The 25,695-nt window shown below is 70.4% G+C and carries 20 protein-coding genes; 10 read left to right on the top strand and 10 right to left on the bottom strand.

The features are described from left to right. Nucleotides 1-235 precede the first annotated feature (235 nt). Together ACWD38_RS09460 and ACWD38_RS09455 are read right to left on the bottom strand one after the other, a co-directional pair. Nucleotides 236-715 carry a nitroreductase family deazaflavin-dependent oxidoreductase gene (locus ACWD38_RS09460; protein WP_184479521.1) on the bottom strand — a complete coding sequence of 160 codons (480 nt, stop codon included), beginning with the start codon at nucleotides 713-715 and terminating at the stop codon, nucleotides 236-238. A gap of 105 nt (nucleotides 716-820) precedes the next feature. Next, nucleotides 821-1,576 (bottom strand): LysR family transcriptional regulator substrate-binding protein, encoded by a 756-nt coding sequence (locus tag ACWD38_RS09455; RefSeq protein WP_450123829.1) that lies wholly within the window; start codon nucleotides 1,574-1,576, stop codon nucleotides 821-823. A gap of 60 nt (nucleotides 1,577-1,636) precedes the next feature. Between ACWD38_RS09455 and ACWD38_RS09450 the strand changes: the two genes are divergently transcribed. Beyond that, nucleotides 1,637-2,029: a DUF5997 family protein gene (locus ACWD38_RS09450; protein ID WP_184479519.1), complete on the top strand. Its 393-nt coding sequence runs from the start codon at nucleotides 1,637-1,639 to the stop codon at nucleotides 2,027-2,029. 57 nt (nucleotides 2,030-2,086) lie between these two features. Here the strand turns inward: ACWD38_RS09450 and ACWD38_RS09445 are convergent, their stop codons facing one another. Continuing rightward, complete coding sequence (locus ACWD38_RS09445; protein ID WP_450123828.1) at nucleotides 2,087-3,688, bottom strand: aldehyde dehydrogenase (NADP(+)); 1,602 nt, start codon at nucleotides 3,686-3,688, stop codon at nucleotides 2,087-2,089. A 175-nt stretch (nucleotides 3,689-3,863) separates the two neighbouring features. Here ACWD38_RS09445 and ACWD38_RS09440 point away from each other — a divergent pair, with 175 nt between their 5' ends. The 5 genes from ACWD38_RS09440 (at nucleotide 3,864) to ACWD38_RS09420 (ending at nucleotide 11,729) form a co-directional block, all read left to right on the top strand. Then, nucleotides 3,864-4,739, top strand: coding sequence for a LysR substrate-binding domain-containing protein (locus tag ACWD38_RS09440; RefSeq protein ID WP_184479517.1), 876 nt, complete (start codon nucleotides 3,864-3,866; stop codon nucleotides 4,737-4,739). Between the two features lie 163 nt (nucleotides 4,740-4,902). Next, a complete protein-coding gene (locus ACWD38_RS09435; RefSeq protein ID WP_184479516.1) occupies nucleotides 4,903-5,661 on the top strand; it encodes an HpcH/HpaI aldolase family protein in 759 nt (252 codons plus the stop codon). Nucleotides 5,662-6,376: 715 nt separating this feature from the next. Beyond that, on the top strand, nucleotides 6,377-8,473 hold the full coding sequence (locus ACWD38_RS09430; RefSeq protein ID WP_450123827.1) for a hydantoinase/oxoprolinase family protein: 2,097 nt from the start codon (nucleotides 6,377-6,379) through the stop codon (nucleotides 8,471-8,473). Then, nucleotides 8,470-10,275, top strand: a complete 1,806-nt coding sequence (locus ACWD38_RS09425; RefSeq protein ID WP_184479514.1) for a hydantoinase B/oxoprolinase family protein — start codon at nucleotides 8,470-8,472, stop codon at nucleotides 10,273-10,275. Before ACWD38_RS09430 ends, ACWD38_RS09425 begins: the two co-directional genes overlap by 4 nt. Nucleotides 10,276-10,421: 146 nt before the next feature. Continuing rightward, a complete protein-coding gene (locus ACWD38_RS09420; protein ID WP_450123826.1) occupies nucleotides 10,422-11,729 on the top strand; it encodes an amidase in 1,308 nt (435 codons plus the stop codon). A 102-nt stretch (nucleotides 11,730-11,831) separates the two neighbouring features. On the opposite strand, the gene ACWD38_RS09415 is transcribed toward ACWD38_RS09420, so the two are convergent. Continuing rightward, the gene (locus tag ACWD38_RS09415) at nucleotides 11,832-12,722 is read right to left on the bottom strand and encodes a universal stress protein (RefSeq protein ID WP_450123825.1); all 891 of its coding nucleotides are present in this window, start codon (nucleotides 12,720-12,722) and stop codon (nucleotides 11,832-11,834) included. A 68-nt stretch (nucleotides 12,723-12,790) separates the two neighbouring features. Then, nucleotides 12,791-12,997 carry a hypothetical protein gene (locus tag ACWD38_RS09410; RefSeq protein WP_184479511.1) on the bottom strand — a complete coding sequence of 69 codons (207 nt, stop codon included), beginning with the start codon at nucleotides 12,995-12,997 and terminating at the stop codon, nucleotides 12,791-12,793. Nucleotides 12,998-13,163: 166 nt separating this feature from the next. On the opposite strand from ACWD38_RS09410, the gene ACWD38_RS09405 reads away from it, so the two are divergent. Further along, a complete protein-coding gene (locus ACWD38_RS09405; protein WP_450123824.1) occupies nucleotides 13,164-14,159 on the top strand; it encodes an MsnO8 family LLM class oxidoreductase in 996 nt (331 codons plus the stop codon). 17 nt (nucleotides 14,160-14,176) lie between these two features. Here the strand turns inward: ACWD38_RS09405 and ACWD38_RS09400 are convergent, their stop codons facing one another. Beyond that, on the bottom strand, nucleotides 14,177-16,630 hold the full coding sequence (locus ACWD38_RS09400; RefSeq protein WP_450123823.1) for an NACHT domain-containing protein: 2,454 nt from the start codon (nucleotides 16,628-16,630) through the stop codon (nucleotides 14,177-14,179). 373 nt (nucleotides 16,631-17,003) lie between these two features. Between ACWD38_RS09400 and ACWD38_RS09395 the strand changes: the two genes are divergently transcribed. Beyond that, on the top strand, nucleotides 17,004-18,203 hold the full coding sequence (locus tag ACWD38_RS09395; RefSeq protein ID WP_450123822.1) for a helix-turn-helix domain-containing protein: 1,200 nt from the start codon (nucleotides 17,004-17,006) through the stop codon (nucleotides 18,201-18,203). A gap of 123 nt (nucleotides 18,204-18,326) precedes the next feature. Continuing rightward, entirely contained in the window at nucleotides 18,327-18,605 is a 279-nt protein-coding gene (locus ACWD38_RS09390; RefSeq protein ID WP_450123821.1) for a hypothetical protein, read from the top strand. A gap of 12 nt (nucleotides 18,606-18,617) precedes the next feature. Here ACWD38_RS09390 and ACWD38_RS09385 read toward each other — a convergent pair whose 3' ends face one another. From ACWD38_RS09385 to ACWD38_RS09375, 3 genes are read right to left on the bottom strand one after another with little or no spacing between them, the layout of a single operon-like run. Next, on the bottom strand, nucleotides 18,618-18,878 hold the full coding sequence (locus ACWD38_RS09385; RefSeq protein WP_184479506.1) for a hypothetical protein: 261 nt from the start codon (nucleotides 18,876-18,878) through the stop codon (nucleotides 18,618-18,620). Further along, nucleotides 18,812-19,618: a hypothetical protein gene (locus ACWD38_RS09380; protein WP_450123820.1), complete on the bottom strand. Its 807-nt coding sequence runs from the start codon at nucleotides 19,616-19,618 to the stop codon at nucleotides 18,812-18,814. Before ACWD38_RS09380 ends, ACWD38_RS09385 begins: the two co-directional genes overlap by 67 nt. A gap of 43 nt (nucleotides 19,619-19,661) precedes the next feature. Then, nucleotides 19,662-23,705 carry an AAA domain-containing protein gene (locus tag ACWD38_RS09375; protein ID WP_450123834.1) on the bottom strand — a complete coding sequence of 1,348 codons (4,044 nt, stop codon included), beginning with the start codon at nucleotides 23,703-23,705 and terminating at the stop codon, nucleotides 19,662-19,664. A gap of 699 nt (nucleotides 23,706-24,404) precedes the next feature. Between ACWD38_RS09375 and ACWD38_RS09370 the strand changes: the two genes are divergently transcribed. After that, nucleotides 24,405-24,905, top strand: coding sequence for a helix-turn-helix domain-containing protein (locus ACWD38_RS09370; RefSeq protein ID WP_450123819.1), 501 nt, complete (start codon nucleotides 24,405-24,407; stop codon nucleotides 24,903-24,905). A 38-nt stretch (nucleotides 24,906-24,943) separates the two neighbouring features. Here ACWD38_RS09370 and ACWD38_RS09365 read toward each other — a convergent pair whose 3' ends face one another. Further along, entirely contained in the window at nucleotides 24,944-25,609 is a 666-nt protein-coding gene (locus ACWD38_RS09365; RefSeq protein ID WP_184479503.1) for a winged helix-turn-helix transcriptional regulator, read from the bottom strand. Nucleotides 25,610-25,695 lie beyond the last annotated feature (86 nt).

Genomic DNA, 25,695 nt, shown 5'->3' with positions numbered 1-25,695 from the left:
TGTATACTGGCTGCGGTATCTTTTCCCCGAGTGGCTCCGCCACGAGGGAAAAAGCTGTCCTCGCGAGAAGACACCTGAGAACCCGCGGCGGTGCCGGTGGGCAGCGTGGTCGCTGCTCAGCGGCTTCGCCGCTGACAAGACGTAAGACATGCTCGGTCGAACGGCGAGTTCGAAGGCAGGTGCTGCGTTCGTTCGGGTCGGGTGCCGGTCGTGGACTGTGGACGAGTCGGGCTCGTCAGGGGGTTCGGTCTAGGTGGAGTTCGAGGATGGGGAGTGCGGTGTCCTGTTCGGTGATCTTCGTGCCGAGCGTGTTCTCGAGGACGGTTTTGAACTTCGCCCAGGCTCGGGGGTGCCTGCGGGCGTAGTCGGTGATCGCCGCGTCGGCGTCGGGCGCGGGCAGTCGTCGCGCGGTGGCCGGTGCGCGGTGGTGCCGGGCCACCGAGACTCGGACCCGCGGATGCGCCTGCACGTTGCGGTACCACTGCGCTCGCGTGCCGAAACCGGAGGCGACGAGGTAGACGTCCGGCGCGGGATGCCCGATGACCTCGAGCACGACGCGGCGCGTGACGCCGGACTTGCGGCCCAGGTGCTCCAGCATGAGCAGCCGTGAGCCGAGCAGGAACCCGAGGCGGGCGCGGTAGAGCGCGATCGGCGCGCGCATCAGCACGCGGTTGCGCAGCACCTTCGCCCCGGCTCGCCCGAGTGCGGTCGACATGGCCCACCTCGATCCCGTCCGGTGCGGAGTTCGGGCTGACGGGCCCACCGTCGCTGTTCGCCGCTTCCGACGCAGGTGATGGCGCTCCGCACGGCGGTGGAAGGGCTACGGGCGTCGGCGCGGCTTGCCCCGCTTGCCGCCCTTCGGTCCGCCGAAGCCGGGGCGGGGCCGTCCACCGGCGGGTTTGCGGGCGGGGGACTTCTTCGCGTCGCCGCCGGAGCGGTCGCGCTTGGCCGGGGCCGGTTCCTGCCGTCGCCCGCGCGTGCTGTTGACCGTGCGCCCGCGGACCACGCCGATGAACTCCTCCATCAGGTCGGTGGTCTCCTCCTCCGGCCAGGACAGCGCGACGCGGGACTGCGGGGCGTCGGTCACCGGCCGGTAGGTGAGGTCCTTGCGGTGGTGCAGCCGGGCCAGCGACTGCGGGACGACGAGCAGTCCCACTCCCGCGGCCACCAGTTCGATGGCGGCTCCGGTGGTGGCGGGGCGTTCCACCGCGGGGAGTCCGGGCGGGCCCTCCCAGCCGAGCGCGTCGTCGAGCGGGTGCAGCACGACCTCGTCGGCGAGGTCGTCGGTGGTGATCTCGTCGGCGGTGGCGACCAGGTGGTCCTTCGGGACGACCACCACGGTCGTCTCGGTGTAGAGCGGGATCGCGTGCAGCCCCGAGCGGTCGGTCGGCAGCCGCAGCAGCACCGCGTCGACCTCGCCCCGGCGCACCAGGTCCGCCGCGTCGGCGGCGGAGGTGTCCACGAGGTTCAGCGGGACTTCCGGTCGCCGCTCGTTCCAGATCCGCACCCACTTGCCGGGCGTCACCCCTGGGACGAACGCGAGTGCGAACGACGATGATTCGACCGAGCCTGCCACCAGGCCAGGCTACCGGGCGTCATCGCAGGTACCGCGGGCCCGGTCGATACCCTGGACCCCATGACGTCGCAGAAGACCCCCCAAACGATGAAGCCCGCGACCGCGGCCAAGAAGCTGAACGTGTACCTCGAAGCCACCCCCGCGGAGTTCCAGGAGGGTGTCGTCTCGCGCGACGAGCTCAACGCCCTGCAGACCGACCCGCCGGAGTGGCTGAGCGAACTGCGCCACAAGGGTCCCCACCCGCGCCAGGTGGTCGCGGCGAGGCTGGGCGTCTCCATCGGCGGTCTCGCCCGTGGCGGCATCACCGAACCGCTGACCACCGCGCAGATCGACGCGCTGAAGGCGGAGAGCCCCGACTGGCTCGAGCAGGAGCGCGCCACCCAGGCCGAGGTCCGCAAGGAGAACGCCCGCGCCAAGCAGAAGGCGGCGGAGGAGCGCGAGAACCGTTCCTGACGGCGCCCCATCCGCACCTCGCACGAGGCGCGGATGAGGCCGTCGGGACCGATCGGGTCAGTGCTTGCCGAGTTCGCCGTCCACGCGGCGCCAGATGTTCTCCGGGTTGCCGTCGGCGAGCACTCCGGGCAGGAGTTCGGCAGGCACGTCCTGGTAGGCCACGGGCCGCACGAAGCGGTCGATGGCCAACGTCCCCACCGACGTCGTCCGGGAGTCCGATGTGGACGGGAACGGCCCGCCGTGCACCATGGCGTGGCCGACCTCGACGCCCGTGGGCCAGCCGTTGAACAGGATTCGGCCGGCCTTGCGCTCCAGCGTCGGCAGCAGCGCGCCCGCCTCGCCGGTGTCCTCGGCCGTGGCGTGCACGGTCGCGGTGAGCTGGCCTTCCAGCCCGGCGGCGACCTGGCGGAGTTCGTCGGCGTCGCGGCAGCGGATCACCAGCGAGGACGAGCCGAACACCTCCTCGTCCAATCCTTCGCCGTCGAGGAACGCCGATGCGTCGGTGACCAGCAGCGCGGCCCGGCAGGACTGGGGCGCGTCGGACTCCTGACCGCGCGCCAGCACGGTCACCTCGCCCTTGGCCGCCAGCGCCTCCACTCCGGCCGCGTAGGAGCGGGCGATGCCCGGAGTGAGCATCGGGGTCGGTGCGGACGCGGAGACCGCGTCGGCCGCGCTGTCCAGGAACGCCGTCAGCTCGGGGCCGTCGATCGCGACGACCAGGCCGGGATTGGTGCAGAACTGCCCGGAGCCCATCGTCAGCGACCCGACGAATTCCCCGCCGAGCTCGGCGGCCCGCGCGTGCAGCGCGCCGGGCAGCAGGAAGACGGGGTTGATACTGCTCATCTCCGCGTACACCGGGATCGGCTGCGGCCGGGAATGCGCCGCGGCGGTCAGCGCCAGCCCCGCGCCGCGCGAGCCGGTGAACCCGACGGCCTGGATCCGCGGATCCGTGACCAGCGCGGTGCCCAGCCCGGGACCGCTTCCGTAGAGCAGTGAGAACGTGCCCGCCGGCAGCCCGCAGGACGTGACGGCGTCGCTGATCGCGCGCGCCACGAGCTCGCAGGTGCCGGGGTGGGCGTCGTGCGCCTTGACCACCACGGGGCATCCGGCGGCCAACGCCGAGGCGGTGTCGCCGCCCGCGACGGAGAAGGCGAGCGGGAAGTTGCTGGCGCCGAACACGGCGACGGGGCCCAGCGGGATCTTGCGCTGGCGGATGTCGGCGCGCGGTGCGGGCGCGCGATCGGGCAGCGCCGGGTCGATCCGGGCGCCGGTGAAGCTGCCCTCGCGCACGACCTGCGCGAACAGGCGCAGCTGCCCGGTGGTGCGCCCGCGTTCACCGGTGGTGCGCGCCAGCGGCAGGCCGCTTTCGGCGTGCGCGCGAGCGGAGAGGGCGTCGCCGATCGCCTCGATGTTGTCGGCGATGGTCTCCAGGAACACCGCGCGCTGTTCGAAGGTGGTGGCGCGGTAGATCTCGAACGCCGATTCCGCCGCCGCGCACGCGCGTTCGACCTCCGCCTGGCCGCCGTGCCCGTAGGCCGGTTCCAGTTCGGCCCCGGTTCCCGGGTCGACCGCGCGGATCTTCTCGCCCTCGCCGAACACCGGAGTGCCCGCGATCAGCATCCGCCCGGTGAGGTCGGTGGCGGTGTGGCCTGTGGTCATGCGGTGAATCCTCCTTGGTCCGGGCGGTTCGGCGGCGGCTGCGGGCGCACCGGCGACCGGCGGCGCGCACAACTCGCCAGTCAGGACATTAGGATCCGCGATCGATGCGTGTCCAACTCCAATCGAGCATCGACCGATGCGGGAAGCGCATCGCGCACCAGGAGGCGGGTACCGCATGTTCACGCTCAACCAGCTCGCCGGGTTCGTCGCGGTCGCCGAGGAATTGCACTACGGCCGCGCCGCCGCGCGGTTGCGCATGACCCAACCACCGCTGAGCCGCCAGATCCAGCTGCTGGAGCGGGACCTGCAGGTGCGGCTGTTCGACCGCAGCGGCCGCGCGGTGCGCCTCACGCCGGCGGGGCAGGCGTTCCTGCGCGATGCCCGCAGGTTGTTGCACGAGGCGGAGAACGCGACGCTGGCGGTGCGGCGGGTGCCCGGTGGTGAGGCCGGGGTGGTGCGCGTCGGGTTCACGGCGACCTCGGCGTACGGGATGCTCGGCGGCGTGCTGGAGACCGCGCGGGAGCGGTTGCCGCACGTGGACGTGGTGCTGCGGGAGCTGGTGACCCGGGAACAGCTCGACATGCTCTCCTCCGGCGCGCTGGACCTGGGCCTGGTCCGGCCGCCGATCACGCGCCCGGAGCTGGAGTCGCGCCGCCTGCTCGCGGAACCGCTGCTGGCCGCGCTGCCCGCCGGTCACCCGCTGGCCGAGGCGGAGGAACCGCTGGGCCCGGCCGATTTCGACGCGGCGGACGTCGTCATGTACTCGCCGACGGAGGCGCGCTACTTCCACGAGCTGCTGGTGAGCGTGTTCCGCGAAGCCCACGTCTCGCCGCACTACACCCAGCACGTCAGCCAGGTGCACACGGTGCTCGCGCTGGTGCGGGCCGGGCTCGGCATCGCCCTGGTGCCGTCGACGGCGACGTTGCTGCGGTTCGACGGGGTGGTGCTGCGCCCCGTGGAGCTGCCGGATCCGGAGCCGGTGGAGCTGCACCTGGCGTGGCGCGGGGCCAACGACAACCCGGCGCTGGGCGCGCTGCTGGCGCTGCTGTGAGCCGAACGCCGGGCGCGGCGCGGGCCCTTGATGTCCACAGTGGACTGAAGTACTCCTTCTGGTGGAAATCGGCTTCGTGGAACCAGATCGGAGCAGTCCTGGGCGGCGCACCGGGTGCTTCAATCGATCGGCCAGTGCGGGAACGCCGACGGGGAGGGGTCGCATGACCGCCGATTTCGTGCGCAAGATCCGCAGCAGGGAAACCGTGCTCGGGTACTGGGTGATGCTCGACGCCCCGCCCGCCACCGAGCGCCTCGCCAGGGCGGGCTACGACTACGTGTGCCTGGACGGGCAGCACGGGCTGCTCGGCTACCAGGGCGTGCTCAACGGCCTCATCGCGATCGACGCCGCGGCCGGTGCCGCCGGTGTCGTGCGAGTCCCTTCGCACGACCGGGCCGCGATCTGCCGAGCGCTCGACGCGGGCGCGCGCGGCATCATCGTCCCGCTGGTGGACGACGCCGAGCAGGCCGCCGCCGCGGTCGCGGCGACCCGCTACCCGCCGGGCGGGATCCGCTCGTACGGGCCGATGCGGTCGAGCCTGCGCATCGGCCCCGACCCCGCGGAGGCCGACGCGAGCGTCGTCGTGCTCGCGATGATCGAGACGCCGCTGGGGCTGGCGAACGTCGAGTCGATCTGCGCAACGCCCGGTCTGGACGGGGTTTACATCGGCCCGGCGGACATGGCGCTGGCGGTGGGCGCGGCACGCCCGGACGATCCGGCGGTCGCCGCCGAGTTCGACGCGGCGCTGGCCAGGGTCCGAGCCGCGGCCGACGCGGCCGGGATCGCCGTCGGCATCCACACGCCCGACGGCGCCACGGCGGCGCGGCGGCTGGCCGAGGGGTTCACCTTCGCCAGCGTGTCCTCGGATCTGGAACACCTGGAGCAGGTCGCCCGCGCGCACCTGGACGACGCGCGCAGCTGAACCGCGCACTAAACATCAGACAATTGAAGGATCGGTCGCCGTCGCGCGGATGGCCCTCAGTCGAAGTTCGCGCCCAGGCGCCTCGGGTCTGTGGCGAAGGATTCTCCTCGTCGGTGGCCGGTCAAGCTCGGCAAGATCGACTGATGGGGCTCGCGACCGTTTCCGGGCTGATTCGGGATGATCGACGGTCGCGACCGTTCGGTCCACGGGCGCTGGGCTGATCGGATCGCGGCGTCGACGCCGCGTCGACGCCGCGGGGCACTCCGCCGGTCGCGCCGACGAAAAATGTCCGACGTATTGATTCGCTGCTCCGTTCGCCGCATACTTCACGCCAACCCGGAGGTCGGGGCCGGCCCTGTTCGGCGGCACGGCTCGATCCGCTCGGGGCGCCGATTCACAGGAGGTGCCGCTGTGGCCGTGCAGTGTGGCCAGCCAGAGCGTTCGTGCGACCCCGCCGTCGCACGGCATTCTTCCGACCACCGCCACCTCCTCGGCAGGGGAACCGGCGATGCGCGGCCTCGGACGGGGGACCCCTCCGGCGCGGTCGTCGACCAGCGCCTCGACGGCGGCGGCCCCGCCGCGCAGCGATCACCCCGGCAAGTCGCCCACCGCTGAGATCTCGGCCCGTCCCCACGCGCCACCCGAGCGGCGAAGTCCGCGCGCGGCGGTGGGAAACGGCCCACGACAGCGTCACCCGGCTAGGAGAGACCACGCAATGAAGCGCATCGGAGTGGACGTCGGTGGCACCTTCACCGACCTCATGTACTGGGACGAAGAGGGATCGGTGTCCGTGCACAAGATCCCGTCCACGCCCCAGGATCCGTCACTGGCCACGGTGAACGGGGTGCAGCAGCTCGCCGACGAGGTCGGCATCTCGGTGAGCGACCTCGACCAGTTCCTGCACGGGACGACGGTCGCGACCAACATCGTGCTCGAGCACAACGGTTCCGACATCGGCCTGATCACCACCGAGGGCTTCCGGGACATCCTGCACATCGCCCGCAAGAAGCGTCCGCTGAACTACTCGTCGTACCAGGACCTGCCGTGGCAGAAGTGGCAGCTGGTGCGCAGGCGCAACCGCCGGGTGGTGCCGGAGCGGATCAACGCCGCGGGCGAAGTGCTGGTGCCCCTCGATCTCGACGCGGTCCGCGAGCAGGTGCGGGAGCTCGTGAGCAGCGGCGTGCGGGCCATCGCGGTGTGCTTCCTGCACTCCTACCGCAATCCCGTCCACGAGCAGGCGGTGAAGCGGATCATCGAGCAGGAGTGCCCCGGCATGTTCGTCTCGCTCTCCAGCGAGGTCGCGCCCCAGTACCGGGAGTACGAGCGGTTCTCCACGACCGCGCTCAACGCGTTCGTCGGCCCGCGGGTGTCCGGCTACATCGACAACCTCGCCGAGACGACCCGCGACGCCGGGGTGCGCGGCGACATCCGGCTGATGACCTCGGCGGGCGGGCTGATCTCCTCGCGGCTCGCGGCGGACAATCCGGTGCTGCTGCTCACCAGCGGGGTGGTCGCCGGATTGCTCGGCGGCTGCGCGATCGGCGCCGCGTCCGGGCATCCGAGCGTCATCACCCTCGACGTCGGCGGTACCTCGGCCGACATCGGCGTGGCCCCCGACGGCAAGCTGCGCATGAAGCACCTGCTGGACACCCGCATCGGCGACTACCACGCGATGGTGCCGGTGGCGGAGGTCGACACGATCGGCGCGGGCGGCGGATCCATCGCTTTCGTCGACGCGGGCGGCATGTTCCGCGTCGGGCCGCGCAGCGCGGGCGCGACACCGGGACCGGCCTGCTACGCGCGGGGCGGCACCGAACCCACCAGCACCGACGCGATGGTGGCGATGGGCTGGCTGCGCGCCGACAGCTTCCTGTCCGGCTCGATGTTCGTGGACCCGCAGCTGGCGACCAAGGCGATCGACGAGCACATCGCGCGCAAGCTCGACACCTCCGTCGAGCAGGCCGCGATCGGGATCTTCCAGATCCTGGCGCACGCCATGACCGAGGCGATCAGCCTGCACTCGGTGCGCAAGGGCTACGACCCGCGGGACTTCTCACTGGTCGCCGAGGGCGGGGCGGGGCCGCTCTACGCCTGGCACATCGCCGAGCAGCTGCGGGTGCCGCGCGTGATCGTGCCGCACCACCCGGGCATCGCCTCTGCGATGGGCCTGCTCAGCACCGACATCCGGGTGGAGACGCCCGCGACGGTGTGGACGTCGTCGACCGACCCGGACCTGGACCGGATCGCGGCGGAGTTCGACCGGCTCAGCACCCAGGCGGTGGAGCAGCTCGCCGGGGACGGACTCGACCCCTCGGAGATCGTGCTGGAGCGCAGCCTGGACTGCCGCTACATCGGGCAGGGCTACGAACTGCGCGTGCCCGCCCCGCCGGGCGAGATCGACGCCGACTGGGTGGCCCGCACGGCCGAGGCGTTCCACGAGGTGCACGAGCGGACCTACTCGCAGCGCTTCGACGACAAGCCGGTGCACCTGGTCAACGTGCGGGTCGCGGCGGTCGGCAAGGTCGGCCACGTGCCGCTCGCCGACGTCGAGGCGGGCGGTCCGGACGCGTCGGCTGCGGTGAAGGGCAGCACCGAGGCGCTGTTCTGGACCGCCGACAACCAGCCGAAGACCTTCGACACCCCCGTCTACGACCGCGCGCTGCTCAAGGCGGGCAACGTCTTCGCCGGACCGGCGATCGTCGAGCAGTTCGACTCCACGACCATCGTCGGCCCGCAGCAGACGGCCACGATCGACCGGGTGGGTCACATCATCATCGAAACCGCCGTCAGCACCGAAGGAGGCCAGCGGTGACCGCGCTCGACCCCGCCGGCGTGTCGCTCGCCGGAGTCGCACCCCGCAACTTCACCACCGTCGACGTCGACCCGATCACCCTGCGGGTGATCGGCGGTGCGCTCAACAGCATCGCCAAGGAGATGGCGCAGATCCTCTACCGGATGGCGTACTCCAGCCTGATCCGGGAATCGGAGGACCTGGGCGCGGGCATCTTCGACGCGAACGGCCGGGAGCTGTGCGAGTCGGATTCCACGCCGATGCACTGCGGATCGATCCCGGCCTACATCCGCGGCATCGACCGCAAGCTCGCGGGCACCTACCGGCCCGGTGACGTCATCCTGCACAACCACCCGTACCACGGGGCGGCGCACTCGCCCGACTACGGGATCATGATCCCGATCTTCTTCGGCGGCGTGCACATCGGCTTCGCGGGCTGCACCGGTCACGTCTCCGACATCGGCGGGAACTTCCCCGGCCTGTGCATGGACGTCGTGGACGTCTGGGCCGAGGGCAAGCTGATGGACTCGATGAAGATCTACGACGCGGGCGTGCGCAACGAGGCGCTGATCCAGCACATCCTGGACAACGTGCGCACTCCCGAGCAGAACGCGGGCGACCTGGAAGCGCTCATCGCCTGTTCCCGGCTGGGGGAGAAGCGGTTCCTCGAACTGCTCGACCGCTACGGGCTCGACGTCGTGATGTCGGCCGCGGACAAGTGGATGGACTACTCGGAGGACATGCTGCGCCGCAAGATCCGGGAGATCCCGGACGGCGAGTACGTGGCCCCGGAGTCCTACTTGGACGACGACGGCAAGAACCGGGACGTACCGCTGAAGGTCTCGGTGCGGGTGAAGGTCGAGGACGACGACGTCGTGGTCGACCTCACCGGCTCCCACGGGCAGGTGCCGACCGCGTTCAACGTGCCGTTCGAGGGCTCGGTGCTGCCGACCGTGGCCTCCGCGGTGCGCACGCTGCTGCTCGACGAGGCGCTGACGGAGGAGTTCGTCCCGCAGAACGACGGCTGCTTCCGTCCGGCGAAGGCGTACGCGCCGGAGGGAACGCTGTTCAACCCGGACTTCCCGGCGTCGTGCTTCGCGCGGTTCTCCCAGATCAACCGGATCTTCGACTCGATCAACCTGGCGCTGTCCGACGTCCTGCCGGACCGGGCGGTCGCGGGTTCGTCGGCGGCGCTGTGCGCCATCGCCTACTCGGGGCTGGCCGAGGACGGCCAGTCGTACTGGGTCTACATCGAGATCAACGAGGGCTCCTACGGCGGGCGCAACGGCAAGGACGGCATGGACTGCGTCGACTCGCTGATGGCCAACACCCGCAACAACCCGATCGAGGAGCTGGAGCTCAACCACGCGATGATCGCCGAGCGCTACGAGCTGCGCGACGAGCCACCGGCGCCGGGGCGCTACCGCGGCGGGATCGGCAGCGTGCGCAAGTGGAAGATGCTCACCGACACGTTCATCGGGTCGGAGGCCGACAACCGCAACGACCCGCCCAAGGGCCTCGAAGGCGGCCACGCGGGCCGCGCCGGATCGTTCACCCGCAACGCGGGCACCGACCGCGAAGAGCCCTTGCACTCGAAGGTCACGCAGGAGAAGTGCGCCGCGGGCGACACGCTGGAGATCAAACTGCCCTCCGGCGGCGGGTACGGCGATCCGTTCGAGCGCGACGCCGCGACCGTGCTGGAGGACGTCCTGGACGACTTCGTCTCGGTCGACGACGCGCGGACCCACTACGGGGTGGAGATCGACCTGGCCGCCTCGGCGGTGGACGAGGCGGCGACGGCTCGACTGCGCTCCGCGCGCTGAGCGCGCCGCTCACCGGCGGGACCGCGGTGGTTTCCGCCGGTGAGCGGCCGCTGCGCGCGGAGCACCACCCCCGGCACGTCCGCGCCGGGGGAGGACCAGCCGGTGGACGCGCCTCCGCCCACCGGCGTCATCGTGAGGAGAGCTCAGTGACGTCGATCCGAGACCTCGTCGAGGCGCGGCTGGAACTGGCCGCCACGAAGGATTCCGCGCTGCACGCGCTGATCACCACGCTCGACGAGCAGGCGCTGCGCGACGCGGATCGGCTCGACGCGGCGTCCGGCCCGGACGGTGCGCTGCACGGGCTGCCGGTGACCGTCAAGGACAACATCGACGTCGCCGGGGTGGTCAGCACGGCGGGTTCGGCCCATCACAGCAGCACTCCGGCCGCGGCCGACGCGACCGCGACCCGCCTGCTGCGGGAGGCGGGCGCGGTCGTCCTGGCGAAGAACAACATGGCCGAGTTCGCGATGGGCGTCGTCGGCCGCAACGACACCTTCGGCGATTGCCGCAACGCGTGGGACCACGCGCGGATCTCGGGCGGTTCCAGCAGCGGTTCCGCCGTCGCGGTGGCGGCCGGGATGTGCGCCGCCTCGCTGGGCACCGACACCGGGGGTTCGGGGCGCGTCCCGGCCGCGGTGAACGGCATCGTCGGCGTCCGCCCGACCCTGGGCCGGGTCTCGAACGCGGGCGTGTTCCCGGTGAGCCCGTCGTTCGACGCCGTGTCCCCGATGGCGGTGGACGTGCGCACCGCGGCGGCGGTGCTCGCCGCGCTGGACGAGTGGGATCCGGCGGAGCCGACGTCGGTCGACGCCGAGCGCATCCCCGTGGAGTCCGCGTTCGCTGGCGCAGCGGGCGACCTGCGCGTCGGCGTGCCCGCGAACGCCTTCTTCGACGACGTCGAACCGGGAGTGGCGCGCGTGCTGCGGTCCGCGCTGGACGCGCTGCGCGAGGTGTGGGGCGCACCGCGGCGGATCGAGGTCCCGGACGCGGAGATCGCGCAGCGGCAGATGCTCGACATGATGTACCCGGAGGCGGCCGAAGTGCACGAAGAACGCGTGCGGCTGCGCCCGGAAACCCTAGATCCCGATGTGCTGCGCCGGATCCGGCTCGGTCACGACGTCCCGCCGGACCGCGCTCAGGAGGCCCGGCGGTGGCGCGGCGCGTTCCAGCGGCGGGTGGACGACGTGTTCGCCGAGGTCGACGTGATCGCGACGCCGACGATCCCGGTGGACGTGCCGCGGCGCGACGCGGTCGACCTCGCGGATTCCACCAGGAGCATCGCCCGGTTCACCTACGTCTGGTCGATGTACGGCGGGCCGTCGATCAGCGTTCCCTGCGGTCGCCACCCGGATTCGGGCATGCCCGTCGGGATCCAGCTGACCGCCGCGCGCTGGCACGACCACCTCGCGCTGCGCGCGGCGCTCGCGGTGGAGGAGCTGTCGACCTTCGCGTGAGGCGCGGCGACCTGAGCCGACCGGTCGCGTCCCACCTCCGGCAGGTCGCGTTCCGACTCCCGCATCGCAAGAACGCGTGCCGCCGCGACCAGCTGATCGGCGCTAGCCGTTCGCGGCGCGCACGATGAGGATCGGGCACGGCGCGTGGTGGATCAGCGCTTGGCTCGTCGAGCCCAGCAGCATGCCGGTGAATCCGCCGCGACCGCGCGCCCCCACGACGACGAGCCGGGCCTGCTCGGCGTGGCGCAGCAGTTCCGCCGCCGCCGACCCGCGGGTGACGTGGTGGTGCACCTCGACGTCCGGATACCGCTCGCCCCAGCCGCTCAGCAGTTCGGACAGCAGGCGTTCCTCTCCCGCCTGGATCTCGTCGGCCGCCAGCCCCACGCGCATCCGCCGCACGTCCACGCCCACCAGGTTCCAGGCGTGCACGACGTGCAGCGGGGCCTCGTACCCGGTTGCGGCCTCGAACCCCTGCACGAGCAGGCGCTCGTCGTTGCGGGAGCCGTCGAGCCCCACGACCACCGGCCCGTGCGCCGCCTCCTGCTCGTGCCCGTTGCGCGCGCGCACCACGGCGGTGGGGCCGTGCCCGTGCGCGGCGACGGCCACGGCGACCGAGCCCGCGAGCAGTCCGGTGAAACCGCCGAGCCCGCGGTCCCCGACCACCACCAGTCCTGCTCGGCGCGACTCCTCGATCAGCACCGACGACGGGGTTCCGGGCAGCGAGGCGGTCTCCACCGCGAGCTCCGGACTTTCCCGCCGGGCGGCTTCGGCGGCCTCGGCCAGCGATTTCTCCACGTCGGCGCGGACCACTTCGGGCGGCGCCTCCGCCTTGCGCAGCCCGGGGATCGCGGGTGCGGCGAACACGTCGCCGTAGACGATCCGCAGGCGCGTGCGCCGGCGCGCGGCTTCCCCCGCCGCCCAGCGGACGGCTCGTCGCGCGGTCCCGGATCCGTCGATGCCGACCACGACCGGCTCGGTCTGCGCCTCGTTCATCTCGTCCCCCCGCGTGTCCTCGTCGCATCCGACTGTGCAGGAGGTTCGGCGCACCGGCTACCGGGTGCTCAGACCGCGATCGTGCACCGGAGCATGCCGTCCTCGTCGCGGTGGGTGCCCGGGTTCTCGCGCAGCACCCGCAGGGTGGCCTCGTCGAGGCGCTGGAAGCCCAGGAACTCCAGAACCGCTCCGCTGGTGCGGTACACGGCCGCCCAGCCATGGGTGTCGTCGCAGGTCAACTGGTAGGTGAGGGCTGGTGGAGCCAAGGTCGGCACAGCGAATCCTCCTGTTGTGAATACGCAACGTGTTGATCGAATGCAGAGAGTATCTTCATTCCGGGCACTGCTCCATTCGGGGTATCAAAAGCGGACCGTTCGGTCGACCGGGAGATCTCGGCGCCAGTCGGGAATCCGGCCGCCGACCGCCGGTGTTGGCACCGGTGTGACCGCACCCCTGCGCTTCTCCGTCCTGGACCGTTCGCTCGTGCGCCGCGGGCGCGCTCCCGCGGAGTCGTTGTCGCGCACGGTCCGGTTCGCCGTGGAAGCGGAGGCGCTCGGCTACCACCGGTTCTGGGTGGCCGAGCACCACGGCGTCCCCGGTGTGGCCGGGGCGGCCCCGGCCGTCCTGGCGGCGGCGGTGGCGGGGGCGACCTCGCGCATCCGGGTCGGCACCGGCGGGGTGATGCTCCCGAACCACGCGCCGCTGGTGGTGGCCGAGCAGTTCGGCGTCCTCGAATCGCTGCACCCGGGCCGCATCGACCTGGGCCTGGGCCGGTCGCTCGGGTTCACCTCAGCGGTGCGCCGGGCGCTGGGGCACGGGCGCGAGTCCGCGGAGCGCTTCGCCGAGCAGCTGGCCGAACTCCTCGGCTACTTCACCGGTGGCCCGGAGTCCGCCGTGCGCGCTGTGCCCTCGGAGGGGCTGCACATCCCGGTGTTCGTACTGGCCACGGGGGCGGGCGTCGAGTTCGCGGCGGTGGCCGGGCTGCCGCTGGTGATCGCCGCCGTGCGCGGGGACGACGCGCTGCGGAGTTCGATCGACGCCTACCGCGAGCGGTTCCGCCCGTCGGCCTGGTCGGATCGGCCGCACGTGGTGTTGTCTCGTTCCGTCGCGGTCGCGGAGACCACCGAGCAGGCTCGCCGCATCCTCGTTCCGGAAGCGTGGTCCACCGCGTACTCGCGAGTGCACGGCGTCTTCCCGCCGTTGGAGCCCGCGGCGGAAATCCTCGCTCGTGGCCCGAGCGACAAGGAGCGCGAGCACTTCGAGCGCGCGATGCGCGGCCACGTCTACGGCACGGAGGAGCAGGTCGGCGACCGGTTGCAGTCCGTCGTGGACGCGGTGGAGGCCGACGAGCTGCTCATCACGACCAGCGGCCACGACGAGGACGCCCTGCTCGATTCGTACCGCCGCCTGTCGCGGCTGATCCCCGCGGTGCGCTGATCACCGCGGGGTGCCGATCAGGACTTCGCGGCGCCGGGCTTCGCCGGGTCCGCCGCGGCCTTCTCCTCTTCTGAACCGGAATCCGCCACGGCATCGGAGGGCGTTTGCTCCGGCGAGTCCGCCTTCGCCGCCTCGTCCGAGCTCGTGGATTCGCCGGTGCCGGACGAGCTCTTCTCCGCCGCATCGGCGTCCGTGGCCTCTTCGCCGCCCGGCTTCTTCGCAGGTTTCCGCTCGTAGCCGAGCAGGTGATCGCGCAGCAGCAGGTGCGTGAACCGGTAGCCACCGTCCACGCGGGACAGCATGCTGTGCTCCGCGAGCCCGCGCAGCAACCGCGCCCGGCGGACCGGCAGTTCGCTCAGCGCCATCGCCCGCGCCAGCCATTCGGAAGCGGCGTTCTTCGCGCTGTCGAAGGGGAACACGTCGGCGTGCCACGCGGCGGGCGCGGCGAGGCCCGCGACCAGCAGGCCGATTCCCGTGTCGAGGGCGCGTTCGTCGAGCAGCGTTCCGGAGAACAGCACCGGCAGCACGCCCAGCAGTCCGGCCGCGCCGACCAGGGGAGCGGAGTTCTTCAGCAGCTTGGAACCCTGCCCGTCGAACGCCTCGTACTGGTCCTCGCCGAATTGCCACCACACCTCGTCGCGGGCCGCGGTGGTGAGTCCCGCGACGATGCCCAGCACCACGCCGATGCCCATCGAGGTCAGCAACTCCTGCGGCCCGATCCAGAACATCGAGACGCCGACGAGCACCGACCCGGCCGCCCCGAGCGCCGCGCTGTTGCCGGGCATCTTCGACCACGCTTCGACCGCGCTCATGATCGTCAGGAACGCCGTCAGGATCACCACGGGCACCCCGACCCACAGCGGCTGCGCCGCGAGCCAGTTCGTGGCGGGCGTGATGAGCCCGACCAGCGCCAGGCTCACGACCAGCCCGAGCAGGTACCCGCAGGCGGCGGTGATCCAGCCTTGCGGGATGGTGCCGGACTTCTGCGCAGGGCGGACCCACGGCAGCGTCGAGAGGTGGTCGAGGAACGCCACGTAGCCGACCAGCAGCAGCGCCGTCACCAGCGCGGAAGCGGGTCCCAGCAGCATGCCCATCGCCAGCGTGGCACCGGTGACGGATCCGGCGAGCACGCCGGGAAGTCCGCGCCCGAACACGTGCACCAGCGTGCTCGACGGCAGGAATCGCGCCCACGCGACGAGGCTCGGCAACCGGGTGCGAGCCGTGAGGTCGTTGCACAGCGGGCTCGCCGAGACCCGCGCGAGGAAGCGCAGCGTCCGCAGCACCTTCTCCGGCGGATAGCCGAGGTCGTCGGCCTCCCGGGTGGGGACGGCGGTGAGGTAGGCGTCGAACACCTGGCGCCGCCGCTGCGGGAGCGCGCCGCTGAGCCGGATCTCCGACGACGGCCGGTCCTGGTAGGCGAGCGCCATCAGGCTCAGCATCAGCGGCGAGTCCAGCAGGCGCCACAGCTCCGGGTCGGTGCGCAGCGCGGAGCGCACGCCGTCCACGCGGGGGCCGATGCGGGTGAAGAACTCCACGACCTGCTTGCGGGTGAGCGGGTTGATCGTGACGGAGTTGTTCAGCTGCAGCGGCGTGGTGAGCGCTTCGTGCTCCTCGCTGCGGCAGCAGACCACGAGTTCCCGGATGATGAACGAGTCGCGCAGCTTGTTGATCTCGTTGACGCAGCGTTCCTGGTATTCGGGCGGGACCTCGTCGAGCCCGTCGAGCATCAGCCCGACCTTGCCCTGTTCGAGCCAGATCCGGCCGAGCGAGGGGTGCACGGTGTAGCGGCGTTCGATCTCGCGCAGCAGCCACTTCTCGAAGTCGGCGGGCGGCGCGGGCCTGCGGTTGTCCCACCGCCACCCGGACATCGCCCAGGACCCGAGGTCGATGATGAACGGGATCGGCCGCCGCTGGTCGCCCGCGGCCCGCAGCGACAGCGCACGGGTGAGCTCCAGCAGCAGCGTCGACTTGCCGGAGCCGGGCGCGCCGAGGATCAACAGCGCGCCGTTGGCGTCGTCGAGGGTCTCGGGCAGGTCGGCGTGGGCGGGCAGCCGGGATTTCCCGCCTTGGTTGAGCTGCACGACGACGTCCGCCGGGCGGGCGACCGTCGCGGGCACCTCGTCGACGTCGAGCAGTTGCGCGACGTGTTCGGCGAGGGAGCCGTTGAGCCGTTCGCGGGCGTAACGCTCGGTGCTCTGCACGGACCGTTCGCGGTTCGACGGCGAGTTGAGCCGGCGCGCGGTGATGGGCTTGTCGGCGTTGGTGATGCGTTCCCACGCGGCGAGCGCGGCGGCGAACAGCAGGAACACGATGACCAGCGGCCACAGGAACGTCGCCAGCGGTTGGAGGAATCCGGGGAGCTTTCCGCCGGTCCCGATGCTGATGGCGGTCGGGACGAGGACCAGTGTGACCGCACTGCCTGCCCCGATGAGCAGTGCCGTCCGCACCGTGCGGGCGAGCCTGTTCTGCATGATCGTCTCTCCACGAGTCGGCAACCGCGCGTGCGCCTCAAACTATGGTCTGGCGGGCACGCACTGTAAACGCTCCATTCCGGTCGGTGTGGCCGAGTGTGATCCGTGACGCGCCGAACGGCACCGATCGAGACGCCCGGCTGAAGCGGAGTCGTTGCCCGATCAACAAGATCGCACGCCGCCCGGCGACCACGCCCGCCGGGATGATCCGCACCGAGCGATGCAGCACCGGGCGGAGTGAACGGACCGTTCGTCCAATCCCCTTGGGCGAACGGTCCGTTCACTCCGATCACCGGGAGGCGGCGGTGCGATCGGCTCGCCCGCGGCCGTGTTGATGTTCCGTTTTGCAACCGGATGTGGATACTTCGGGTGCATGAGCGCTGACGTCGGCTGGCGGATCAAACGGGCCAGGGAACGTGTCGGCATGAGCCGCCCCGTGCTGGGCGGCTTGGTGGACCGTTCAGCGGAGTGGGTCAAGTCAGTCGAGTCGGGTCGTTTGCAGACGCCGAAGCTGCACATGCTGGTGCGCCTGGCGAAAGCACTGGACATCGCCGATCTGGCGGAGCTGACGGGCAACGACACCGCGGTGTCCGTCGCTCGGTTCGACGGCGGGGACGAGCACTCCGCGCTGCGGGAGGTGCAGGCCGCGCTCACCGCGGATCGGTTCCGGCTTCCGACGGGCGACGTGGATACGGCGCATCTGGCGGAGAGGCTGAACGCGGCTTGGACCATCCGCCACGCTTCGCCTGATCACCGGACGAGGGTCGGGCGTGTGCTTCCGGGCCTGATCCGCGACGCACAGCACGCGGTGCGCTCCCGGCGCGGCCCTGAGCAGCGGCAGGCTCGGCGGCTGCTCGCCGGCGTCTACCAGTTGGCCAACTTCTACGTCGCTTACCAGCCCGCGCCGGAACTGGTGTGGCTCGTCGTCGACCGTGCCGTGACCGAAGGGTACGAGGCCGACGACCCGTACCTCATCGGCGGAGGCGCGTGGGCATTGGTGCAGGTCTTGCGGGAATCCGGGCGCTGGGACGAAGCGCTGACGGTCGCCATCGAGGCTCAGCACGCCCTCGAAGCGGGCGAAGACGATGCTCGGAACGGACTGCGCGGCGCGCTGCTCGTCGAGTGCGCGTTGACCTGCGCGCGCAAGGGCCATCTCGGTGAGGCTTGGCGGTATTGGGAACTCGCCGACTCGGTGGCGCGCACGCTCGGCCCCGGGTACCGGCACGTGCAGTCGAGCTTCAGCACCCAGGTGATGCGCGCGCATGCGGTGAGCATCAGCGTTGACCTGCGCCGCGGCGGCGAGGCGCTGCGGTACCAGCGCAGCCTGGCGCGCGGTGAGATCGCGTCGGTCCCGCGTCGCGCGCGGCATTTGATCGAAGTCGCACGCGCGCATGACCAGCAGGGCGATGCACCGTCCACTTTGGCCACTCTGCGGGAGGCGCATCGCACCGCGCCGGAGACCACGCGCTACAACGGCTGGGCTCGTCAGCTCGCCTGCGGACTGCGTGACAGTCCACCCGCCGGTGAGTCGGCCACGGCTCGTGAATTGGCTCGCGAGCTGCGGGTCAGCTGATCAGGTGAGGGGAGAAAACCTACCCGGAGCTGCGGCATCCTCGTCCTAACGTCCTGGTATGTCCGAAGCGCTAGTGCGTGGTCGAGTGCGGAACCCGCTCCCGGAGACCGAGGGGCTGCTGTCGTGACGAAGCGGTACCTGCCGATGACCTGGGTGTTCGCCCGCGCCCCTTCGGGTCGGTCCTACACCTTCCGCTGGGGGCGCGGGGAGCACTTGATGACGGTGCACGCGGGTGACCGGCGCGGTTCGCACGACGACGAGCACCTGCTCGACGTCGTGCACACCGGCGGCGATTGGGACGACGACGAAGACGTCCGCGTGCGAGCCCGGCAGTGGTTGCGCCGCAACGACGAACTCCCGAGCCGCCCCGGCCCGGAACCCCGCCGTCGCGGCGCGCGGTGAACCGCCGCGACCTCAGCACCGGGCCAGCACGAGCACCGCCACCGCCGAGATCGCAGCCAGCGCGGCGAGCACCGCGCAGACGAGGTGCAGCGCTCCCGCGAACTCCGCGCCGCGGAGGCCGCCCGCAGCGGAGACGACGGCGCCCGCACCGGCGAGCGCGACGGCCTCGGCGGAGGGACTGACCGCTTGCCCGAGCAGCCGACGGATCAGCGCGGGACCGGTGGCAGGTGCTCTTCGAGATCGTTGAGCAGCGCGCGGACCGGCGCCCAGCACATCATCACCGTGTCGTCGTCGAACCGGGACTGCTTCTCCATCTCCAACCTCGGATGGATGAAGTTCCGGAACTCCCGCACGCGATCCATGAAGGCGCGCGCGTCGAACTGGATCCACCCGTTGTCGTGCGCCAGGCTGATCAGCATCGCCAGACCGACCTGATGGGGAGACACTTCCTTGCCCTTCTCGTTGGTGAAGCCGCACTCGCGGATCTTCGGATCCCGCTCGACGAGAACCGAGTAGAGCAAGCCCTCGACCAAACTCCCGATGCCGATCACGGCCATCGTGTGCGCGCCGTGGCTCGCGCAGATTCGCGCCTCCGAGAGCCTGCGCACGAGCAGGTCGGCGGCGAACGTATCCACGATCAAGCCGCTGATGCGTTCGTCTAGGTCGTCGGGGGCGGTGAACTGGGCTGAGCCGTCCGACCCGATCTCGCCCAACACTGGACGACCACCGACGAGCGAGATGATGAGGCGTTCTGCCATCAGCTTCTCGTTGAGTATCGTGCGGAACTCTTCGGCGACCTCAGCGCCGTCGTCGTACTCGATGGGATCGCAGACCCGGCACAGCAGACGCTCGATGCGGGCGTGGTCATCGCGATGCTCGATGAGCTGCTCGGCCAACCACCGCACGCGCGGAGTTCCGTCGTACTCCGGCGCCGGTACCCAGCCCGCTCGTGCCAGCAGCGGTTCCAACTCGTAGGACTTGCGTTCGTACGGTCCGCCCATGTCCACGATCACGGTGGCGATTCGTTCCGCGGTGCGGTCGTCCAGCGGCAACATGTCAACGGTCCTCTCGGTCTGCCTGGTCTTGGGCGATCTCTACGGCGCGGGTCAGCCGCTCCACGATGATCCGGCCGCGTTTGCTCTTGCCCAGCTCCTGCATGGCCTGGGTGATTCGCTCATCGCGGTCCAGTTGCAGACCGTCGCGCAGCAGCCAGCGGCAGAGCGAGATCAGTTCCCGCTCGGTGTACTTGTCCATCGCTTGCCCGGGTGTCACGTCCGGCCGCGGGCCGCGTCGGGATTCGGGGGGTGGGTCCGCACGCCGGACCGGTTCCTGGGCGGAGTGGCCAGCGGGAGCACCCGAGCGTTCGTCGTCGGTGTCGAGCATTGCCTGCTCCCACGCCTTGACGATCTTGTCGGTCTCCCCGGCCCGATCGCTGAACCACGCCGACGCCCAGACTCGGTGGAACCGCCATCCCAGGTTCTCCAGGTGCGACTGCCGCAACCGGTCGCGGTCCCGGACGCTGTACGACCGGTGGTAGCTGTCGCCGTCGGCCTCCACCGCCAGCACCATCCGCCCGGGCTGGTCGCGATGAGCCAGCGCGAAATCGATGCGGTAACCCGAGAAGCCCCACTGCGGGAAGACTTTGATCCCCCGCTCCGCCAATGCCTGCTCCACGTCCAGCTCGAAACCGTTGAGGTCCAGAGCCTCCTGGCGGCCCACCTGGTCGATGTCCGCGTGCGCCTGCGCGAACTCCAGGTACCTGCGCAGCAACTCGGTTCCGGTGCCCGTGTCCGACGGCGCCAGCTCGCCCGGTTCGAAAGAGCTCACCACGCTCATCCGCCGCTTCGCGCGGCTCACCGCCACGTTCAACCGGCGATCGCCACCGGTGCGGTTCAACGGGCCGAAGCTCCGCCCGTCGACCCGGCCGGTGGCACGTTTGGCTACGCCGACCGTGAGGATGATCGCGTCCCGCTCATCGCCCTGTACGCGTTCCAGGTTCTTGACGAAGAACCGCGAGCCCGGACTCGACTGCTCGGTGAAGAACTCCTGCATTTCCGGTTTCCCCTGGACCGCGTGACGCACCGCGGTCTCGATCCGCGCGGCGTGCTTGTCGCCCATCGCGATCACGCCGAGGCTTTCGTGCGGGCGCGCCGCCGCGTGCTGCAGCGCCAGCTCCACGACCCGCGCCACCTCGGCCGGAGCCGAGCCGTCCTGGCCCGGTGCGGCCACGCCGTCCACGACGTGCAACGAGACCGGTGCCTCCTTGCTGGAACCGGGGAACGTGACGAGGCCGTCGCCGTAGATCTCCCGGTTCGAGAAGGCGATGAGCCGTTCGTCCCGGCTGCGGTAGTGCCACTTCAACTGCTCCTGGCGCGAGATCCACGTCCGCATCACGGTGAGGATCGATTCGTAGTCCTCCAAGCCCGTCTCGTCGCTGTCCTCATCACCGGCCAGCATGCGGCCGAAGAAGTTCGAGGGCGGTAGCTGCTTGTCATCCCCGGCCACCACGAGGCTGGTGCCACGGGCGATCGTCGCGATCGCCTCGTGCGGCTGGATCTGGCTCGCTTCGTCGAAGACCACCAGGTCGAACAGCCGCTCGGCAGGCAGTGTGCGGCTCACCACCAGCGGCGACATCGCCCAGCACGGGAACAGTGCGAGCAGCACGTTCGGCGCTTTCTCGACCAGGCTGCGCAACGGCATGTGCCGGGACTTCTTGTTCGCCTGCTCGCGGATCAGCTTGGTTTCGTCCGGGTGGTCGTCGCGCACTTGGCGCAGCGCTTTGCCGACCTCCCACAGCACCCTGTTGGCCGAACTCTCCCGATGGGTCATGTCGGAGTCCTGGTACTCGCGCAGCCGCCGGTCGTGTTCTGCAGAGGTGAAGCCCCGCAGCGCCGGGGAATCGAGCTTGAACCGCTGAAGCAGCGACTTCAACCAGGTGTGCCGGAACAAGCGCCATGCGGCGTCACCGTCGAGGTCTTGCCGCGCGACGTCCTGCACCAGCTGGGTGAGACCCAGCCGCTCGAACTCGCCGAGCAGCGCGGTGATGTTCTCCATCTGCCACAGCGTGGCCTTGTCCTCGAGCAGCCTTTCCAACTCCGCATCCACCTGTTCTGGCGGCTTGCGCTCCATATCAGTGAGATTCGCGAACAGCGCTACGGAGGTCAGCTGGTCGCGCAACGTGTTGAACAGTTCCATCGTCTCGCCGAGTTCGACCACCTCGGAGGGATGCCCGGCCGGATCACCGAGTTCCTGCCACCGGTCCCGCTGCCCTCGGACCGCGTGCAGCTTGCGGTGCAGCACGCCGCGCTGCTTGATCTCGTCCGTGGAGGCCGCCGTGATCTCCTTGCGGAGTTTCCGCCTGGTGAGCCAGCCGAGCTTGTGCCCGGCTTGCGTGCGCTCCCGGTGGGAAGCCGTGGCGAAGTACCAATCGTCGAGCTGTGTGCCGAAGACGTCCGGTCCGAACGCTCGGACGCTGTCGTTGACCTCTCCGAGCAGGTGCAGCACCACTTGCCAGCCCGCGAGGTCGACCGGAGTGCGCAGCCCGGTCTGGTGCAACACCGAGGTCATGCTCCGCCTGCCCGCCTGCAAGGTCTTCGTGGCGAGCGCGTCGAGCTTCATCAGGATGTCGTCGATGTCGTCGACACCGCGAATCTCGGCCTGCCACCAGGGTGATTCTCGTCGGACGACGCGGAGTCCGCCTTTGTCGATGAAGGAGTGCAGCTTCTCCCGTAGTCCCGTGACCGTGTCGGCGTCGAGAAGCTGCAGTGTCGGCCTGGCGAACGTGTGCGGCGATGCCGGAGCGCGCAGTGACAGCAGCTCCGCTTGGACCTCGTACGCGCTGATCTTCCACGGTGCGCGTGGCCGGTGCAGTTCGTCGGAGTGACCGCGCAGCTCAGCCCGGTGCGCACCGACCTTGCGGTGGGTGTCGCCGACGTCCGGCCGCGGCTGCCGCCCAGCGTTTTCCAGGCTGTTCTGGAGCTGGCGGGCGACGTGTTTCTTGTCGACTCGCTGCTGATGCAGGTCGAACACGAGCCTGTCCAGGCCGGCTAGGGCCAGTCGACCGGTGACCGCTTCGATCGCCGCGCGCTTCTCGGAGACGAACAGGACCCGCATTCCGCGTGCGGCCGCACCCGCGATGATGTTCGCGATCGTCTGGCTCTTGCCGGTGCCGGGAGGGCCTTCGATGAGCAGGTGGTGCCCGGCCAGCGCCGTGTTGATCGCCCGCTGCTGCGAGGAATCCGCGTCCTGCACCAGGAATTCTTCGGCCGGCTCGATGGAGTCCGCCGCCGGTGGGCTGAACCCGGCGCCTTCCGCCGTGACCGCTGCCCGCGCCGGAACGTCCCCGGCGAGAGCGGCGACCAAGTCATGGCTGCTGAGTAGTTCCGACGCGTGCAGCAGGTCCTCGACCATGGGCTGCTTGGCGTAGTTGAACAGGCCGCACACGGTTGCCCGTTCCACGCTCAGCGGAACGCCCTGGTGCTCGGCCACTGCGGTCAGCTCGGCCCACACCCCGTCGAACTGCTCTTGCGGGTCCTCGGTGCCGGCCAGGAGGTCCTGCGCGGTGGCAGTGAACTCGGCGAGGTCGAGGTCGAGCCCGTAATCCTGGTCGAGCGCGTAGAGCAAAACCGGGTTGACCTCCACATCTCGGTCGGCCTCGAGCATGAACTCGTTCTCGGCCACCGTTCGCGCCGTGATGCGCAGAGAGCGCAGCAGCAGCGGGGCGCGGGTGCCGCGACTGGGAGTCTGCGGTGTTGACCCGTGCCTAGGTGTGGCTTTGACCAGTCCCTGCGCGACCTTGCCGATGTCGATTCCCTGTTCCTCGGCGAACGCGGTCATGGTGCGTCGCAAGGATCGGGCTCGTGCGCAGGAATCCTTGTGCACGTCGGAATCGACGAAGAGCGCGCCGAGTTTGACCTGCTTTCCAGAGAGCAGATCCCGCACGGATACGGGATTTGCTGTCGTTAGATCCAGGCTTGTGGTCTTTGTGTTCTTGAAGTGCAGCAACGTGTTCTGGGGGCCGAACTCGATGAGGTTCTTTGCCCACAGCTCCGCTTTGGTCCTCACGAGCTGGAGGCGTTGATCGTGCTGGTCGGCCGACATGCCGCGGATCTCCTCTGTCACCATGCGATCTGGATTCGTGCTGGCCTCTTGCGCGCTGCCTGATCTTGGCGAGCTGAATAGAATCTCGAACCGCCCCCAGTCGTGGCAAGCATCTGTTCGGGTGAAAAAGCTCGGCAAGTTGCCCGGCGGTGAGTGGTCCTTTTGCATCGTGCCGCACGGGTCTCGCGATAGTGCAAGGGGTTGCGGATCGTGTCAGCCGGATGCCGTGTTAACGGCTCGTCGGGCCGGGCGTCTTTCCATTGTGGAGCGGCGCGAAGTTCGATTCGTCGGCTAGTGCGAGGCCACTCGGCGGCATTCCGTTCATTCGGCCTCGATCGGGTGCGAAAACGCGGTTCCCTGCGAAGCTGTCCTTGGCCGGATTGATCGAGCAGGTCGGCGCGTGCCCCGGAGCCCTGCGCGCCGGATGCGATGCACCCCCTGAACAGCGCATCCGGCGCGGCACCGCATGTGCGGCGCTTCCTGACCCCCGGCTCGGGTGCAGGAACGCGGCACATCGGGCTCCGCGCCGGACACGCCGAATCCCCAGCCGCGGGACCGCTGAACGGAGGAATCCGCGACTGAGTTGATTCCTGCTGGTGAGCAGCTTAAATTGTGGCGCCCGCCGAAGACAAGGGGATCACCGCTTACAGTGGGTGGTCAGGGGTGTGCCGAACTCCGTGGTTCCTGGGGGTGTTCGTCGTGTCCGGCGATCAACGCATCAGCGCGCGACGGTTCCGGTTGCTGTGCGAGCAGCGCGGGTACGGCTACCCGGAACTGGTGCGCGACCTGGGCAAGCGCGGGGTCGTCGTCACGAGGCCGGGCGTGGCGAAGCTCGGCAGAGCGCCGGATTCGCCGGTGCCGCACTACGCGGCCGAGCTCGCGCTGGTGCTGAAGTCCTCGGTGGGCTATCTCGTGGGCCGTGACCGGCAATTCCTGGGGAAGCGGTTCCGCGACCTGTACCGGGAGCGCGGCTGCTCGCTGGCGGCGCTGGCCGACCAGCTCCACCGGTACCGGCAGGTGACGGTCTCGACCCAGTACCTGCAGCAGCTCGCGTGCAGCCGCAACACCAACCCGCGAGCGGAGATCGTCGACGGTCTCGCGGTCCTGCTGGCGACGACGCCCGACTACCTCAACGGCTGCGAAGACCAGGTGCCGCGCCGCGAAGACGCGCAGCAGCCCGGCGACCCGATCGTCGGCTGACGCGGCACGCCCGGCGGCCCGAACGAGCCATGGTCCGCTCAGCCGCGCGCCGCGTCCTCGGCGCGATCGGCGGTCCGGCGCTCGTGGTGGGCGTGCAGGTCGTGGGCCCATTCGACCAGCGGCTCGGCGACCACGCGGAAGTCCATGCCCGCGGGGCTGAGGGCGTAGGCCGGGGCGGAGCCGGTGCGGTCGCGATCCACCAGGCCGCGGCGTTCCAGCTCGGTCAACCGCTGCGACAGGGTGACCTGGCTGATCCCGACCTCGCGGGCCAGCTCGTTGAAGCCGTGCGGCCCGGTCAGCAGCACGCAGACGACGTGCATGGCCCACTTCTCCTGGAACAGCCCGAGAACTCCGCCGCTGATCTCGGCGGGGTCCGGTGCCTCCAGGTGGTGGCGGTCGGCCCAGGAGGTCATCTCGGTGAACATCGGCCGGAGCCCTGCGCCGCGTTCGGTCAGCGAATAGCGGGTGCGCGGCGGCGATCCGTCCAGCACCTCGCGGTGCAGCAGGCCCGCCTCGGCCAGTTCGGAGAGCCGCTGCTTGAGCGTGCTCGGGCCGGCACCGGGGACGCGCCGACGTAGTTCGTTGAAGCCCAGCGGCTCCGCGCTGAGCGCGTGCACGACGTGCAACGCCCACCGGGTGTTGAGCACGCCGACCGCGGCGACGAACGCGTCGTCGTAGCGGACTTCGCCTGCACCTGCGGACACGCGCCCATGATACGACCCCTCGATCGAGCGATGCCATTTCGGGAGCAGGTACGTTTTACTTAGTGGTGTCGGGAGGTTCGCCTGCG

Source organism: Saccharopolyspora sp. NPDC002578 (genome assembly GCF_053592695.1).
This window is presented reverse-complemented; position numbering and strand designations above follow the sequence as displayed.

Bases quoted from the DNA above. Each gene is read 5' to 3' on its own strand.
- ACWD38_RS09375 (WP_450123834.1), bottom strand. From the start codon at position 23,705: ATGTCGGCCGACCAGCACGATCAACGCCTCCAGCTCGTGAGGACCAAA.
- ACWD38_RS09445 (WP_450123828.1), bottom strand. From the start codon at position 3,688: ATGACCACAGGCCACACCGCCACCGACCTCACCGGGCGGATGCTGATC.
- ACWD38_RS09430 (WP_450123827.1), top strand. From the start codon at position 6,377: ATGAAGCGCATCGGAGTGGACGTCGGTGGCACCTTCACCGACCTCATG.
- ACWD38_RS09435 (WP_184479516.1), top strand. From the start codon at position 4,903: ATGACCGCCGATTTCGTGCGCAAGATCCGCAGCAGGGAAACCGTGCTC.
- ACWD38_RS09450 (WP_184479519.1), top strand. From the start codon at position 1,637: ATGACGTCGCAGAAGACCCCCCAAACGATGAAGCCCGCGACCGCGGCC.
- ACWD38_RS09440 (WP_184479517.1), top strand. From the start codon at position 3,864: ATGTTCACGCTCAACCAGCTCGCCGGGTTCGTCGCGGTCGCCGAGGAA.
- ACWD38_RS09400 (WP_450123823.1), bottom strand. From the start codon at position 16,630: ATGCAGAACAGGCTCGCCCGCACGGTGCGGACGGCACTGCTCATCGGG.
- ACWD38_RS09395 (WP_450123822.1), top strand. From the start codon at position 17,004: ATGAGCGCTGACGTCGGCTGGCGGATCAAACGGGCCAGGGAACGTGTC.
- ACWD38_RS09460 (WP_184479521.1), bottom strand. From the start codon at position 715: ATGTCGACCGCACTCGGGCGAGCCGGGGCGAAGGTGCTGCGCAACCGC.
- ACWD38_RS09415 (WP_450123825.1), bottom strand. From the start codon at position 12,722: ATGAACGAGGCGCAGACCGAGCCGGTCGTGGTCGGCATCGACGGATCC.